General features: G+C 43.9%; 14 protein-coding genes and 4 pseudogenes. 11 read left to right on the top strand and 7 right to left on the bottom strand.

Annotation, left to right across the window (positions count from 1 at the left end; all coding sequences use genetic code 11):
- Nucleotides 1-29: 29 nt before the first annotated feature.
- A complete protein-coding gene (locus LCF57_RS20495; protein WP_025717036.1) occupies nucleotides 30-275 on the bottom strand; it encodes a DUF6953 family protein in 246 nt (81 codons plus the stop codon).
- 213 nt (nucleotides 276-488) lie between these two features.
- Here LCF57_RS20495 and LCF57_RS20500 point away from each other — a divergent pair, with 213 nt between their 5' ends.
- Nucleotides 489-1,889 carry a transcriptional regulator gene (locus LCF57_RS20500; RefSeq protein ID WP_264083724.1) on the top strand — a complete coding sequence of 467 codons (1,401 nt, stop codon included), beginning with the start codon at nucleotides 489-491 and terminating at the stop codon, nucleotides 1,887-1,889.
- 210 nt (nucleotides 1,890-2,099) lie between these two features.
- Here LCF57_RS20500 and LCF57_RS20505 read toward each other — a convergent pair whose 3' ends face one another.
- On the bottom strand, nucleotides 2,100-3,839 hold the full coding sequence (locus tag LCF57_RS20505) for an ABC transporter substrate-binding protein (RefSeq protein ID WP_226002349.1): 1,740 nt from the start codon (nucleotides 3,837-3,839) through the stop codon (nucleotides 2,100-2,102).
- Nucleotides 3,840-3,985: 146 nt separating this feature from the next.
- Between LCF57_RS20505 and LCF57_RS20510 the strand changes: the two genes are divergently transcribed.
- The 3 genes from LCF57_RS20510 to LCF57_RS20520 are packed head-to-tail and all read left to right on the top strand — an operon-like array spanning nucleotide 3,986 to nucleotide 6,242.
- Nucleotides 3,986-5,497, top strand: a complete 1,512-nt coding sequence (locus LCF57_RS20510; protein WP_226002350.1) for a DUF4153 domain-containing protein — start codon at nucleotides 3,986-3,988, stop codon at nucleotides 5,495-5,497.
- 13 nt (nucleotides 5,498-5,510) lie between these two features.
- The gene (locus LCF57_RS20515; protein ID WP_226002351.1) at nucleotides 5,511-6,077 is read left to right on the top strand and encodes a hypothetical protein; all 567 of its coding nucleotides are present in this window, start codon (nucleotides 5,511-5,513) and stop codon (nucleotides 6,075-6,077) included.
- Between the two features lie 12 nt (nucleotides 6,078-6,089).
- On the top strand, nucleotides 6,090-6,242 hold the full coding sequence (locus LCF57_RS20520; protein WP_226002352.1) for a hypothetical protein: 153 nt from the start codon (nucleotides 6,090-6,092) through the stop codon (nucleotides 6,240-6,242).
- Nucleotides 6,243-6,925: 683 nt separating this feature from the next.
- Here the strand turns inward: LCF57_RS20520 and LCF57_RS20525 are convergent.
- A pseudogene (locus LCF57_RS20525) lies at nucleotides 6,926-7,102 on the bottom strand (Spo0E family sporulation regulatory protein-aspartic acid phosphatase); the annotation flags it as partial.
- 122 nt (nucleotides 7,103-7,224) lie between these two features.
- Entirely contained in the window at nucleotides 7,225-7,377 is a 153-nt protein-coding gene (locus LCF57_RS20530) for a hypothetical protein (RefSeq protein ID WP_318840738.1), read from the bottom strand.
- Nucleotides 7,378-7,699: 322 nt separating this feature from the next.
- On the opposite strand from LCF57_RS20530, the gene LCF57_RS20535 reads away from it, so the two are divergent.
- Complete coding sequence (locus LCF57_RS20535; RefSeq protein WP_226002353.1) at nucleotides 7,700-8,137, top strand: hypothetical protein; 438 nt, start codon at nucleotides 7,700-7,702, stop codon at nucleotides 8,135-8,137.
- Between the two features lie 67 nt (nucleotides 8,138-8,204).
- On the opposite strand, the gene LCF57_RS20540 is transcribed toward LCF57_RS20535, so the two are convergent.
- Nucleotides 8,205-9,323: a WG repeat-containing protein gene (locus LCF57_RS20540; RefSeq protein ID WP_226002354.1), complete on the bottom strand. Its 1,119-nt coding sequence runs from the start codon at nucleotides 9,321-9,323 to the stop codon at nucleotides 8,205-8,207.
- A gap of 355 nt (nucleotides 9,324-9,678) precedes the next feature.
- On the opposite strand from LCF57_RS20540, the gene LCF57_RS20545 reads away from it, so the two are divergent.
- Nucleotides 9,679-9,996 (top strand): hypothetical protein, encoded by a 318-nt coding sequence (locus LCF57_RS20545; protein ID WP_226002355.1) that lies wholly within the window; start codon nucleotides 9,679-9,681, stop codon nucleotides 9,994-9,996.
- Between the two features lie 135 nt (nucleotides 9,997-10,131).
- On the opposite strand, the pseudogene LCF57_RS20550 reads toward LCF57_RS20545, so the two are convergent.
- Nucleotides 10,132-10,317: pseudogene (locus LCF57_RS20550) on the bottom strand (transposase); the annotation flags it as partial.
- Between the two features lie 46 nt (nucleotides 10,318-10,363).
- The gene (locus tag LCF57_RS20555) at nucleotides 10,364-10,594 is read right to left on the bottom strand and encodes a hypothetical protein (protein ID WP_226002608.1); all 231 of its coding nucleotides are present in this window, start codon (nucleotides 10,592-10,594) and stop codon (nucleotides 10,364-10,366) included.
- 246 nt (nucleotides 10,595-10,840) lie between these two features.
- Between LCF57_RS20555 and LCF57_RS20560 the strand changes: the two genes are divergently transcribed.
- The 5 genes and pseudogenes from LCF57_RS20560 (at nucleotide 10,841) to LCF57_RS20580 (ending at nucleotide 15,284) form a co-directional block, all read left to right on the top strand.
- Nucleotides 10,841-11,515 carry a transcriptional regulator gene (locus tag LCF57_RS20560; protein WP_226002356.1) on the top strand — a complete coding sequence of 225 codons (675 nt, stop codon included), beginning with the start codon at nucleotides 10,841-10,843 and terminating at the stop codon, nucleotides 11,513-11,515.
- 63 nt (nucleotides 11,516-11,578) lie between these two features.
- A pseudogene (locus tag LCF57_RS20565) lies at nucleotides 11,579-11,958 on the top strand (PTS sugar transporter subunit IIC); the annotation flags it as partial.
- A gap of 103 nt (nucleotides 11,959-12,061) precedes the next feature.
- Nucleotides 12,062-12,760 carry a serine dehydratase beta chain gene (locus tag LCF57_RS20570; RefSeq protein WP_226002357.1) on the top strand — a complete coding sequence of 233 codons (699 nt, stop codon included), beginning with the start codon at nucleotides 12,062-12,064 and terminating at the stop codon, nucleotides 12,758-12,760.
- A 22-nt stretch (nucleotides 12,761-12,782) separates the two neighbouring features.
- A pseudogene (sdaAA, locus tag LCF57_RS20575) lies at nucleotides 12,783-13,672 on the top strand (L-serine ammonia-lyase, iron-sulfur-dependent, subunit alpha).
- Nucleotides 13,673-13,964: 292 nt separating this feature from the next.
- Entirely contained in the window at nucleotides 13,965-15,284 is a 1,320-nt protein-coding gene (locus tag LCF57_RS20580; RefSeq protein ID WP_226002358.1) for an amino acid permease, read from the top strand.
- The last annotated feature ends 70 nt before the right edge of the window (nucleotides 15,285-15,354 follow it).

Genomic DNA, 15,354 nt, shown 5'->3' on the forward strand with positions numbered 1-15,354 from the left:
ACCTGCCCACGGGCAGATGCTTTTGCTTGTTAAGTCCAGGCCCAGAGGAATCCATCACGATCCCAGGCTATTCTGCCGCCATGAAGCTTGCGAAATGCTTTTTTGATTTCTTTTTCCAGAGATTCATGACCATGCTCGCTTATAAACACATACTGCTCTCCATACGCAGAGCGTACATATGCAATCGCATCTTCCTGTTTCAGAGTGCCCACTTCACGGATCTGCGCAACCATCCATTGTGCAATTTGTTGTTCTGTTGTAGGGGAATTGTCCATTTTTCTCGTATCCTTTCCTGCATACCGATTGAGTGCAGCCGTTCAGCTCACCTCCCGTAGTATACGGCAATTCGGAGAATTATTGAAATTTTTGAAATAAATTCACCCAGACAGTTGGCGAAGTGGGCTTTCTTTTGTATAATTAAGGGAATATTCACGGGAATTTTCTTTTTTTGTATTGAAACATGCAAGTAATCCCTGGGGGTGCCTGATTTGAAGGAAACAACCACAATTCGCGCAGAGCTGGAGCAGTATATTAGACGAGAAGGAATTACGATTAGCAAGTTTGGGGAGAACACAGGTATTAATGCAGGGACGATCAGTGCCATCATTAACGGTAATCGGCCGATCGCGATGCTCCTGTTGGATCGGATTGGGGCAGGCATGGGGCTAGAAGAAGGAAGCCTCTATGAGTTATACATTGATGAGTTTATACGGAATACAGCACCGAATTGGCGACGGGTTCGTCCATTTTTGCATCGCTGTGCAGAGCTGAACAAGCTGGATTGTATCAAGCAGGTCGTGGAGTTTATGATGGACTATCTCATTTACGCCCCGGCTTTATTTGAGACGGCAGAAGAGTTATTCGGAAAAGGCAAGTATGAGGCTGCGGCCATTATCTATAAAAATGTCTCAGAAAGTGAGAAATACCAACATTCCGAGCGTCTGGCTCTTTGCCAGTATCGGTTATTTACGATTGCCATTGGTGATGATCAGGACGAAAATTTATGGGCGGCCACACACTTTGAAAGCTTTGTGGACCGACTGGGTGAAGCAGACCAGCTGGATGCCTTAAGAGACTTGGCTAATACCAATGCCTCCTTGCGACGTTGGGATAAAGTAGAATGGTTAGCTGAAAAAATGTGTCAAAAAGCCAAGGTGCAATACGAACAAAAATACGGAAATACCAGAAGATCAGAGCGTGGCAAGGAACCCAAGGGTCCTTTGTTTATGTATATTGTATACTCATATGTGCTGCGCGCCGGGGTATGTGATGAGCGTGGGGATTATCAGAAGGCGCTGGAATATGTATCCTTGTACTCGGATTTGAGTTGGGTAAAAGAGGATGCGGAAGAAGCACGTCGTTTGAAGGCCCTTTGTAGCAACTGGGCTGAGGCCAACGGGTATCTCTATCAGTTGATGTCCGGCAGCCTGGATGTAATTCCACAGTATGTAGACTATTTGGAGAAAAACGAAGGCGAAATTCTGGTAGGGTTGCATAAAATTCTTGTGGCGGCCAACCGTTATGATTTTAATGTCGATCATGTACTGCAGCGTTTTGAAAAACAAATTGAGGCATTGGCAGATCAGCATGTCAAGTTAGGCACCTATACAGAGCAAATGTCAGCAGATCTCTATGCACGATTTTTGGCAGAGATGGCTTGTTATGATCTTAACAAAGATCGTTATACCAAAGGTATGAAATTCTTGCTGGAGAGCCTTTCTTATTCCGTAATGCTGAATGGTAATCCTGTCACCATCAAATGTGTGGGATTATTCGAAAAGTATCGGCATACTGCTTCTTCTGAGGACAAAGAGGAGTATAAAAACTTACTTGGAGAGGTAGAGCACATCCATGATAAAAAAGATCGTTTTTTCTCTGCTCGCATTTAATGTTTTTATCCTATTGAATTTTTCACCCGTTTCCCCTCCTTTGGAAGATCCTAGTGACGTCCACAGTCATGGGTTGGGGGGATGGAACTTTTCATCTATTGATACATCTGCTTGAAAAGCTCTAGATAGCGGTATCCCAAAAGGTATTCTCTTGTAAAAAGAGGATACCTTTTTTGGCTCGTGCCTTTATACTCGAATGGACTGCTTGACTCAGGGCTTGGATGATGGAGGTAAAGCAGGTGGAAACCAGACGTGACGCAGATCCACCCAGCCCTGGCTATTAAAAGATACGCCACGCACAGAGGGGAGATAGGCCGTCTGAACGGGTTTTTCATATAAAATATGCAACTGGTGCTCCTGGATAAGCCGTGTTTCAATATGCTCAAATTGACGTGCCCTGATGGTATGATCGGCCTCGCGTGCAATTTCACGCAGTAGTCTTTCGATATCGACGCGGCTATGCGGCTCCACATGGCCGGACACATTGAGATACAGATCAAACAAGCGCAATTGCTCATCACGATCGCGAAATAGAGAGAAGATGATTAGATCCGACTCCATGCGAATCGATGAGCTTTTAAACTCATTCATGGATGCAGCTACGATGTTACAGGTATACCCCCAGGCTTCGAGCTGGGCCGCGACCCGGTCTGCATCCGCTCTATACTCGGGAATGGTGGCAATTTGCAACGCCGCCAGCGGTTCATATGCATCGTCAGGCGCCCCCACCTCTTCGGGAGGAAGGCTGCGCTGCTCCAGGCATGCTACGATTCGGGCGCGCACGTCCGGATTGCGTAGCGGCCCATCCTTATGAGTGTTGCATGTAATAAATTTGCATACCGAGGCCGCTGAGTGAATTTGGCTCCATGCGGCATCTGTACCTCCCGCCGATATGGGATTGTGGATGATATGAAAAGAAGAAGCGGTGTCCTCCATATCCGACGATTCCAGCTTGGCTGCCCACGGGAGCTGTACGATTTCCACTCGATCGAGATGAGCCCGGCCTTGAAAATAAGGTGCAAAAGCCTCCAGGGTGCAGAGGCTTTCATTCATCTCCGTGACCTTGAACGCCCCTGTACCGACAGGGCGGATGCCAAAGGCGGCCTCACCCGCCTGATTCAGCTCACGCGGCACAATCGCAGCCCGGCTGGTACACAGGAAGGATAGAAACAGCTCGTTCGGCTCCTTCAGCTCGAAGCGTACCATGGTCGGACTTAGTGCCTGTACGTGCTGAATTTGCCGGACGATAAAATGGTACAGTCTCCTTCCCGGTGCGCGACGCAGTCGCTCAAAGGTATAGACGACGTCATCAGCGGTTAATATTTTGCCGTTATGAAACAGCACTTCTTTGCGCAGGAAAAAGGTCCACTGTGTACGGGTGGCATCGACCTCCCAAGCATGCGCCAGCCCGGGCAAAATCTCGCCGCTTTCATTCGCCCGGCGGGCCAGCCCATCAAAGACGTGGCTGGATACGAAGGACTCGGCCAGCCAGTTCAAATACAGCGGGTCCAGCGTATAGAGCTGCTGGCGAATAGGCAGACGCAGCGTGTCGATCTGCTGCTGATCGCTGCGAACCTCCGCGTGATGTCCGAAGTAATTCAGCAGCCAGCCCTGCAAATGCTCCTGCATCGTGGAGGAGCGTGAATGGGCCCGGATTTCATCCAGCGCACGCTTAATGTCATGGCGGTCAATGGCTTGCATCATGGACTGCACGGCAATGTCTTCCGGCTGAATCAGAAAGCGCAGGCTGGAGCGGCGGCCCCGGCCTCGGCGGGGAGTCCATTGAATCCAGTCATGCTGCTCCATTTTCTGGACGATCATCAAGGCGTTGCGATGGGTGCAGTCAAAAATAGCCGCCAGCTCATCCAACGTAATCTCCACGGTATGATTCTCATCTTTATCGTCAGCGGTGTGTGAGTGAAGCTGCAAAAATTGGGCGTGAAGTTTCATTCATAGTTGCTCCGTTTCCTCTATAAATGTTTAAAGCGCACCTGTTTTTATAAAATAGGAAATTTTGTTCCGATTAATTTCTCTTTATCTTCTTATTTTATCATCTACAATAAGGGTTATAAAGCATATTTGTGGAGGTATTTACCATGCATGACAAGATGAGTGGAACGTCTTTGCCGGAACCGTCGTTTTTGTCCGCCTTTGCGGCCGCAATTGTGTTGGCGTTGGTTCATCAATATCTGTTTTACGGACATGGGCTGGGCGTGTCTATGCCTATTTTTGTCATTATGTTTTACGCCTATATGTATGTCTTCAATCGAGATCGCATCCAGCTGGGCTCATGGATAGGGCGTTTGCTGTCTGTCACCATTATCATGCTGGCATTGACGTACGCACTGTTCGATAACCCGGTTCTATATGTGCTAAATGCACTGGCTATACCAGCTCTGATTAGTGTACATATGGTGCTGCTGCTGGGAGAGAAGAAGCATGGCTGGTCGGAGCCCGGCATTATCGGTCAGGCGTTAAGCCATTGGTTTTATCAAAATCTGCGCCATATCGTGACTCCGTTTCGTATGTTCAAGAGAGCAGCCCTTCGGAATGTTAAGGATGAGCGTAAGCGTGTATTGGGCAAAGTGATCATCGGTTTGCTCATCGCCTTGCCGTTGTTGTTCATCATTGTATCCCTGCTGGCTTCGGCAGATGGGATATTTGAGGAGCTATTATCCGGCATACCTGCATGGATTGGCATGTGGTCCTTGGGAAGTGGGATGCTGCGGCTGATCTGGACCTGCTTTTTTACCTTCTGTTTCTTCTGTTATTTGTGGGGATTCGTACAGTCTGCCCCACGTCAAACAGAGAGGGAAGTTCAGCCATCAACAGTACCTTATCACGAGTCGGTAGCAATCAAGTTTGATCCGGTGATCACGGCTACCGTGCTGATCGTCATGAATCTGGTGTATGTTGTGTTTGTGGTGCTGCAGTTTGGGTATTTGTTTGGTGCATGGGAAGGCGCTTTACCCGAAGGAACCTCGTATGCAGAATATGCAAGAAGGGGATTCGGGGAGCTGGTTATGGTAACAGGTATCAATTTTGTGCTGATGATCAGTGTGTTGAAGTGGACTGAATTCAGCTCAAGCTTATTGCAAAAAATCAACAGCGGTCTGCTGTATATACTCGTTGGCTGCTCGGGTGTGATGCTCTATTCGGGATATACCCGGTTGGTGATGTACGAAGAAGCATACGGCTATACGTACACCCGTTATCTGGTACACGCGTTTATGATTTTTCTGGGCTTGCTGCTGCTCATTGCAGCCGTTCGCATTCATATCCGCCAGCTAACGTTGGCGAAATATTATATTGTACTTGCGCTGGTGGCTTATGTCGTCGTGAACTATGTGGGGATTGATGTACGTATTGCCGAAAATAATCTCGAACGGTATCGCACGACATCGGTGATCGATAAGGAATATTTGAGTGGATTATCGGCGGATGCCATTCCGTTATTGATCGAATTTAGCCGTAAGGAGCACGGAGCGATGGATGAGTTCCTACAAGGGCGTTTGATGAGCATGACAAGGGAGGAAACGGCCTGGCCTGCGTTCAATTGGGCTAAGTATCGAGCGCAGCAGGAGCTGCAGGAATATATTTTGGAATGAGAGGTGCTTGAGAATGATCGGAACAGATGCATTACAAGGGATGGTATTGGAGTTACAGGATGAAATGACACAGTATCGGTATCAGTTTGGTACACGACGGAACCAATTTATCATGGAGGCTTTGTCCTACGGAATGAGTGAGGCGGAGGCTGACTCCTATGCGATCCAGAGCATCGGTCCGGTCGTTCCCGTCGCCAGCATGCCTATGTTATCTCCTGGTAAAACCCGGCCGCTCAGTCCGCTGCTGGCAGCGCGGTATCGCTATGCGGGCGACTGGAAGGACATCGACGAGCATCTGCTCCTGCCTGATGAAATTCTGCGGATCGCAGGTACAGAGCAATTTCGCAGCTGGATCAGCGATATGCGGAATTACTGGGTGGAATCGGCTCCTTACCGATTCGGCGATGATCGTCTTTCGCTGCTGTCGGTTGCCAATGAGGAGGAGGGTCACTTTTCCATGCTCGTCTGGAAGGAGTCCGGTGAAGAGCCGGAAGTATGGACGTATGCTTCCCAGCATGAGTATCGGTTCAGTCATTTGCTCCACTGGTTCAAGTGGCTGAACGGGCGGAGTGAAGAATGAGGGGTACAGATGATGAAAAGGAATCGTAATTGGATCGTGCTATTTATCGGCATCGCTCTGATGGTGGGAGCTGCGGACTATTGTACACAGGCTAAGCAGGCTACTCCTGAGCTGATCGTTCCAACCGTAATCAGTAAAGAAAGCCTTCAGTTAAGTGATGATTAACGAGAGAAGTATTCGATAGATGAGGTAAGGAACCATTTTTGGTAAGGCTTCGTTCCGGGGGATGATGAAATTCTATCTGCTATCAGTAAGACGCTGGATGTTTTTGAAATCCATAAGAAGGAAGCCACTATCATTTTAGAAAATGATCAACAACCGAGTCAGATCAGATTCGAGTAACGAATGCGCTTTGCTGGGGAACTTCTTTCCTGGCAAGGCGTTTTATTTTCTCCATGTCGAACGCAGCTCTTTTTCCAGTTCACGCCATGTGTTGATAAATATTTCCTTATTCAAAGCATTTATGCCTATTTTTGATATACTGATATTTTTGAAATAAGGAGGTTTTCTTTTGGATCGAGTAGGATTGGTCAGGGACTTAGATAGCCTAGGTCGGATTGTCATCCCTGTAGATATAAGGAAGCGTCTGGGGATTGGCAAGCATACAGCCATGGAATTTTGGGTGACGGAGAGTGGTTTGATCATGCGACAATGCACGGGGGAAGTCTGCACTTTATGTGGCGAACTTCAGGACCTTACATACTTTAAGAATGCTTGGATCTGTATTCGCTGTATGAATGAACTCAAAAATAAACGATAAAGCTGGCAGTCGGATTATTTGGCATGTATGTTACAATAAAAGGGCGAGTGACCCACCACAAGTTTCTCGCCCGGTCGATTGCCTTCGCAGCAATCGGCTTTTTTAATTTTGCATAGTATATCCGATTATATTGATTGATCAGCTCGTCCAAGACCATAGATTGACGGAGTACATAGATATGCTCTAGTCCATATTTCGCTTGCAAATCATAGAGCCGCTGTCGATTTTTCTCCAATCGTTGTTGCAAAGTTTCTTCACTTCCCATCATACACCCTCCTTAGGTGATACTTATTTTAGGATGCCATGTGTATTTATGGGAAAAGTGAAAGTGCATGAGGATATCTATTCTAAAAATTAAAAAACCAGCTTTAGGAGCTGTAATTTGATCTAACTGCTGAACGGAAAGTGTACGTTGCCCGTTACGATCCCGCTTACTGTGCCTGGGTTTATGTCTGCCACCAGACCAAACTGGGTAATGTTTAACTCGTTCTGTTTCATGAAGTTTTCCAGTTCTGCGCGTATCGTGGTTGTAGGTTCCAAGTGTAACAACCCCTTTAACATAACATTTTATGTATTCCGTTAGATAGCTATCTATAAGGATATTTCTTGGGACAATCCGATGCTAAAATATAAGGCCATTCCGAAAGATATTATACCATATTATGGATAAATGATATATACTTTTCAACTAATTACTTTTTTGTATATTGGATTGCTTTTCATATATTACGTTGTTAAATGAAGCCCGAAATCACTCTAATAGTTGAGAGGAATTGAGGACAACATCATTGAATGTGGAGCCATTCAGATGTTCAAGCGACTCCATCATTTTCTCTACAACTTATATTCAGGGGGAATTTCAATGGCTAGAAGTGCAAGCACTTACGCATCCGTAATTGACGGTTTTAGGGTAGAAACGAACAAAAAGTATTCACCTGTAGGTGGAACAAAGTGTAATATTTTTGCTCAGGATGTGATGTCAGCTATGTCGGCTGACTTACCGAGTGGCTTAGCCAATCAAATGGCGGATGCTTTATCCAATAACAATACGCAGGGATGGTACTCCGTAACCTTTCAGAATGCCCAAAAAAGAGCGAATCTCGGATATCCTACCATCGGGATCAGAAAAGAGGAAGGGCATGGCCACGTCGTCGTTGTCAGACCGAAGGGGTCATCGATCACGATTTTAAAAGAGGTACAAATTGCTCAGGCGGGAACCAAAAATTACAATAGCAATACGATTAACTACTCGTGGGTGGCGGCAGATCTGCCTGGAGTAAAATTCTACACACACGACTAATGATTCCAAGGAAATAACGTATTGACCCCGGAGGGAGATCCATTCGTCTGCTTCCGGGGTCGTCTTTTTAGTTTGAAACGGAATGTTTGGATACAATGAACGCTTTACCTGGCTTGATAAAAGCAACAGCATAGCCATTGGAGAAGGAGGAGGATTCCGCCTTATACTCAAGCTTGGTCAGCAATTGGCCTTGACGATTGATGTAACCGAATTTTCCGTCTGAGACCGATGAATGTGCCTGTTTACCCACTAAAGCCAAGCCTTCCTTGAATGGGAACGTGATGTCATATTTTTGTTGATATTTAATGACCAAAGTTCCGCTTTTATCAATAAAGCCGACCTCATTTTTCGCATTTTTCACACTCGCCAAGCCTTCACTGAAATCCTGCGCATCGGTAAATTTAAAGGGAATAACGACTTTTCCCTGTTTATTGATGAAGCCCCATTTTCCTTGGGCATTTTGTACAGGAGCCAGCCCCTCCGAAAAGTCTCCTCCAGATTTATATTGAAGAGGAATAACTTCCTTTCCTGTGGTATTTATATATCCGTACAGTCCTTTGCTATTCTGAACAATAGCCAAGCCATCCGAAAAACTCCGACTATATTTGTATTTATAGGGGATCGCTAATTGACCGGAAGCATTAACAAAACCGATCTTGCCTGTATTAGGGGCGTAGGCAAGCGCCAGGCCGTCCGTAAATAGATATTCTGATCCATAGTTTTCTTTCAATGGAATAAGGATTGTTCCTGTACGATCAATGAGGACATTTTCTTTGGTTGAGGCTATGGTGATCTTGGCCTTTCCTTCGCTAAACGAATTAGCTTCGGTATATTGGCAAGGAATGACCAGTGTCCCTTTGGTATTAATATACCCATAGAGATTGGTTTTTGTATTTTTCACAACGGCCCGCTGCTCATGAAAATCACCAATAGGTTTCAGCTCGGCGGGGAGAGAGAAAGCCTTTTCCCCTTTGGTATTGTAAAACACAAGATTTCCAGCGGATGTTTCAGCGGCTAATAAGCCATCATGAAAAGCACCATCGCTTAGGGGCCGAGCAACGTTGTAATCCAGCGGTGTTTTAGAAACTTCAATGGCTGTTGCACTGCTGGGAGCAGCCAACCCCGTTCCCGAAACGGTAACGCTGGTACATAGAATCAATATAGCTAAACCGAATTTTTTTAACATGTATAAGCTCCTTTGCAAGTTGATTTACCATAATATAGACGAAAAATATGTAAGAATGTTTCTTGAAATTCTATATTTTTCTAATTTTTTTTGGATGAAGGAAGAGGAAAACGGAGGTTCAGCCAATGATAATTAACATGAAGAAAAATTTTATTTTCTTGTCACTTTTCACTATGATTACAATGCTGGCTTCTGGTTGTTCAAGTCATACGGTAGACAAGAATATAACGAAGTCTGGCGAGAAACCGACCAGTTATTTACATGCTTCATTTGATATAATGTAGATAGCCCCACCATAGAAACGAAAGATGGAACTAGAGAAGTGACAAGTCCATATACAAATTATTCGATTAAAGTGCTTGATAATGTAAAAGGTGACCTACAGAAAGATGTTTCCATTCTTATTCAAAAATCCGGGGGCCTGAGTGAAGATAAGAGCACATATCTTTTATATAATGATGACTTCCTGCCACAAAAGGGAAAGGCATACGTGTTTACGGCTGCGGTCCAGCCCCATGGTTCGTTGCTAGTATCAGGGCCAAATTCTAATATAGAAGTAAAGACTGATTTATTATCGAAAAACAATATCCAAGCGCTTAGTGAAGAAAACATCGTTAATGAACTAACCAAAACAGAGAGGGGCTGTCTCAAAAGCAGCTTTTTCATTACATAAGGACAGTCTCCTAAATGAAAAATCGAGAACCGAACCGGGCAAGGAGGTCATCCTTGTCGGGTTCGGTTGTTTTTTTCGTCCACTTTATGCTTTTTCAGCAGATTGTGGGCAAGGAAAGCCACCCGACCTCCTGGCTTACTTTCGCAAGGCCGCGAGCAGGAATCGCCGGAATCCCCGGTTGTTGTTCAGCTGTCCAAATACACTTTCCGGCTCGTGCATAGGCTGAACCGCCAAGCGGTATCCTTCTTCACTGGACAGTGTTGCCCTCATCTTCTGTTTATACTGGAAGTACGGTAGACTGATCTGGATTTTGCGGTTGCCGGCCGTCTTGGTACAAGAAGGTTTGAGCGGGCATCCCTCGCAGTCCTCACTCTGGTAGTACCCGAAACATCACCACACGATGACGTTGCTTGGAACGACACTGCGGTGTCCCCAACTGGCAGGTGATATCCCGAATGACAGATGAATCGCCAACTTTTTGCAAATTTGGAGACAGCTTGAGCAGCCCATGCAATCCATGCAGTTCAGCGGCGGATACGGAGCCTACAATCAGCCGGTGAATCAGCCATACTACAACGCGGTAAACCCGCAGCCGCATCAAGCGGCTGAGAACAGGGCATATGGCATGAGCTGTATGTCTTGTTTTTTTGACATTAAAGAATATATAAGTTTAGGGGTTCCCAAGGCTTTTTGCAGGAAAGATAAAAAGATATTGACAGTGTTGTGAAGCCTCTTGCAGGAATCAACTTTTTTGTATACAATTACGACGAGTTGATTGAGTTAACTAAATTTGATTAACTCAACTTTCAGGTTATTATCCAAGGAGGGAGGTAATCCTTATACGATGTCATACTTATCTTTTACAGACGAGGATCACCTGATTATAAAGTCTTATGAAGCTCTGGTCTATGGCATTGCGGACTACTTAGGACCGGAATGCGAAGTCGTTCTGCACAGCTTGCACGATTATAATCAGTCCGCAGTCGTAATCGCCAACGGTCACCACTCCGGAAGAAAGATAGGCGCTCCTATTACCGACTTGGCCTTACGTATGCTTAAGGAGCTTGAGAATTCAGGCGCTAAACAATCCAAAAGCTACTTCACCCGCGGCAAGAACGGCCAGCTAATGAAGTCCAGCACCATCGCTATTCGGGGTAAGGATAATAAAATTATCGCTTTGTTGTGCATCAACATGAATCTTGACGGTTCCCTGTCAAACTTTCTTAACATCTTTTCGCCGAATCAACTCCTATCCCCTGAAAACAATGTGAAAGAGAATTTCGCTAACTCAGTGGAGGATCTGCTGAAGAACACCATAGAAACGACGATTCACGAGGTCGACGATTCCCAAGAGATCCCGCATCATAATCGGAATAAAGAAATTATCAGGCTGCTCTTAGAACGCGGCGTCTTTCAAATGCGCGATTCCGTGGCTATCGTTTCCAATGCGCTTAAGATATCAAAGCACACGGTTTACTTGCATTTAAGAAATTATAACAACAATCAAGGGGAAGACTAATTTTCTAATCAACAAAAAAAGAAAGCGCATACATGAATCGATAGTTTAGGGAGGAAATTGCTCATGCAAACTATTCAAGGAATGGCGTTGCTGCTTTTAGTTCTCTTCTTCTTTACATTATTCAGCTACAAAGCTCCAAAAGGCATGAAGGCTATGGGCGCCCTTGCTGGTGCCGCATGCGCCGCCTTCCTGGTAGAAGCCTTCCAGAAGTATGTCGGCGGAGATCTGGTCGAAATCCCGTTCTTAGGCGAAATCGGTGACGCCGCAGGCAGTATGGGTGGAGTTGCTGCCGCGCCCTCGTTACGTTGGCCGTGGGCGTTTCACCCGTATATTCCCTGATGATGGGAGCCGCTTGTGCCGGAATGGGCATGCTGCCCGGTTTTGTCGCCGGGTATCTAGTGGCGTTCCTGGTAAAGTATATCGAGAAGAAAATGCCGGCAGGATTCCCAGAACCTTCAAGATGGTTACTGGAAAGCTAAACCAACTGTCAAATAAACCGTAAGAAGCTTTGAAAGTTGAGGAATAATAAATTATGGGGGTGCTTATATGAACATGAATGTAATACCTATTAAAGAAAAAGAGGTTGTTAAATACAAAAGTTGTTTTGATGTGATTGGGCCGGTAATGATAGGTCCTTCAAGTTCACATACTGCAGGTGCTTTAGCTATTGGAACAGTTGCCAGTAAATTATTTCAAGGTATTCCAAGAAAAGTAGTGGTAAGCTATTATGAGTCATTTGCTGAAACCCATAAAGGACACGGAACTGATTTTGCAATTATTGCTGGGATATTAGGATTTGCTGCCGATGACAGCAAAGTACCAGACGCTATTAAAATAGCAGAATCTAAAGAAATTGACATTACCTTTATTGAAAAAGCAGGTGATAGTCCTACTGGTCATCCAAATACGGCAGACGTATATTTAGAGGATGAAAGTCGAAGTATTAGAACGATGGGCATTTCGGTCGGCGGCGGATTAATTGAAGTCAAACATGTTGAAATTGACGGATTTAGCATAGATCTGCAGGGGCCATTGCCAGTTATTATTGCGATTTCCGAAAGAGCTGACTTTAAATTTGTCTTACGCAGGATCTTTAAACAATATGATGTGGAAATTAACAACTTTCATAGTTTAGAAGAAAACGGAAAATATTTATATGCATTCGCTTTGGATTCGCTATTGCCTGGTGATGTTCAGAAGGAATTGGGAAGTTTAAGCAGCATAGCTAATATCATTATCCTTTAGTTACATTAAGAGGTGATTAAATATGTATATGACCATAAAAGAAATTGTAGATGCAGCTAATAAAAGGCAAAAGCCAATTTATGAATTAGCAATCGAACAGGAAATCGAACAAACTAAAGCCTCTTATGAAGAAGTTTGGAGTAAAATGGAAAAAAATTTAGCGGCTATGGAAAATTCCATAAATAATAGTATCGAGGGCGACGGGGTATTTTCTCCGACCGGTTTAACCGGAGGTGATGCTGTTAAAATAAAAAAATATCGAGAAAATGGAAAAACTCTTTCTGGAGATTTGATGGTGTCAGGGGTTCAAAGTGCTATCGGTGTTAATGAGGTAAATGCTTCATTAGGGGCTATTTGTGCAACTCCAACAGCAGGTGCGAGTGGGACGATCCCGGGAGTCCTATTTAGTATTAAAGATACGTTGCAGTTAAGTCATGAAGATATGGTCCATTTTCTATTCACTTCATCTTTATTTGGAATGATAGTCGCAAATAATGCTTGTATCTCCGGAGCGTACGGAGGATGTCAAGCTGAAGTAGGCAGTGCCTCAGCAATGGCGGCTGCGTCAGCGGTAGAAGCTGCCGGAGGAACGCCACAGCAATCTTCTGAAGCTTTCTCAACCGCATTACAAAATTTACTCGGTTTAGTTTGTGATCCAGTCGCTGGTTTGGTAGAAATTCCTTGTGTAAAGAGAAACGCCGTTGGAACGGCAAATGCTTTAGTAGCAGCGGACATCGCATTAGCCGGCGTAAACAATATCATCAATGCTGACGAAGTTATTGAAGCGATGTATAGAGTTGGAAGACAGATGCCTCGCGAATTAAGAGAGACAGGTTTAGGCGGAATTGCGGCCACACCTACAGGAATTGCCATTAAAAGTAAATTTTTGGAGAGAAACAATTAAAGGAATAAACAGTTATTAGAAATATTCAGAAATAGTTAACAATTCTATTCTCTATTGTTCTCCTAAGGATGTCTGTATATTGTGAGCCATCATCACTAAAATATACCATTATACAATCAAAATGATTTGTAAACGCTAACAATTCCATCGGGTTGATGCCTAGCGAATTTTTCGATTATGATCAACTTAGAAGAAGGACACGCAATGTGGCGCACCTTGTAAGCAATTCATTTTTCAAGAATGGTCTATTTTCCTAAGCCTTAAAAGAGCGTAAGATAGGGTACAAGGAGGAATTATTATATGAATGGGAATACTGCAAAAAAAATAGAATTTCAAGCTGAAAATACTGAAGTAAAAAATGAGAAATATCCAGACCCTAAAAAGTGGCATAAACAAGATACTACCTGGGCATTGAGCCTTTTTGGAACAGCAATTGGAGCAGGAGTACTCTTTTTACCTATTAATGCAGGTTCAGGTGGTTTATTATCATTACTGCTAATTACCATACTTGCATATCCTGTTATGTATTACTCACATAGGGCGCTTGCTAAAATGATATACGCTTCTAATTCTGCTGATGAGGGGATTACAGGTACAATAAGAGAGTATTTCGGAAATAAGGCAGGTATAATTTTTAACATAGTATATTTCGTCTCAATTTATACTATCGTGCTGATGTATTCGGTTGCACTTACAAATACTGCAAGTAGTTTTATCGTGAATCAATTGCACATGAAGGAGCCTCCAAGGGCCATTTTATCGCTTGTATTAGTACTCGGTCTTATAGCTATACTAAATTTTGGTCAAGATATCACTGTAAAGATAATGAGCATGCTAGTATATCCTTTCATAGCTTCTCTACTTTTTATCGCAATATCTTTGATTCCACAGTGGAATACGTCAATGCTTAGTTTTTCAAGTGTTTCTACGGCTTCAACAGGAACGGGATATTTCGGAACGATATGGATGATACTACCAATTATAGTATTCTCGTTTAATCATTCTCCTCTTATTTCGTCATTTGTTATGAAACAGAGAGCTACCTATGGAATAGAAGCTACTGATGCCAAATGTGCTCAAATACAAAAAGTTTGTTATATCATGACATTCGCTGTTGTTATGTTCTTTGTTTGGAGCAGTAGCTTGAGTTTGACCCCAAATGATCTTATAATGGCAAAAAAAGAGAACTTGTCAATCCTATCATATCTTGCTAATGAGCTTAATTCGCCTCTAATCACTATTGCAGCTCCTATCATTGCTTTTATGGCCATAACAAAGTCCTTCCTTGGCCATTATATAGGAGCATATGAGGTAATGCGTGACATGGTTATCAAGTTCAGTAAAACACGCGGAAAAAATATAGAAGAAAAAACAGTTAAGACAATGATCCTTGCTTTTGTCGTATTAACATGCTGGTATGTTGCTTATGCAAATCCAAGTATTCTTGGACTCATTGATGCCCTTAGCGGTCCGTTAGTTGCTGCTATCTTATGTCTATTGCCAATGTATGCGATCCGTAAAGTACCAGTACTAGCTAAATACAAAGGGAAAGTGAGCAATGTATTTGTCATTGTTATAGGTATACTTACTGTCCTAGCAAGTATTAAGTCATTATTCTAATTCACTATTGTTGGTTCTAGTTCAAAAATAGTGGGATATGAAAAAAGAACGGAAGATTCCTAGCGGAATT

Origin of the sequence: Paenibacillus sp. BJ-4 (assembly GCF_020404765.1) — a bacterium.
In the GTDB taxonomy this organism is placed as follows: domain Bacteria; phylum Bacillota; class Bacilli; order Paenibacillales; family Paenibacillaceae; genus Paenibacillus.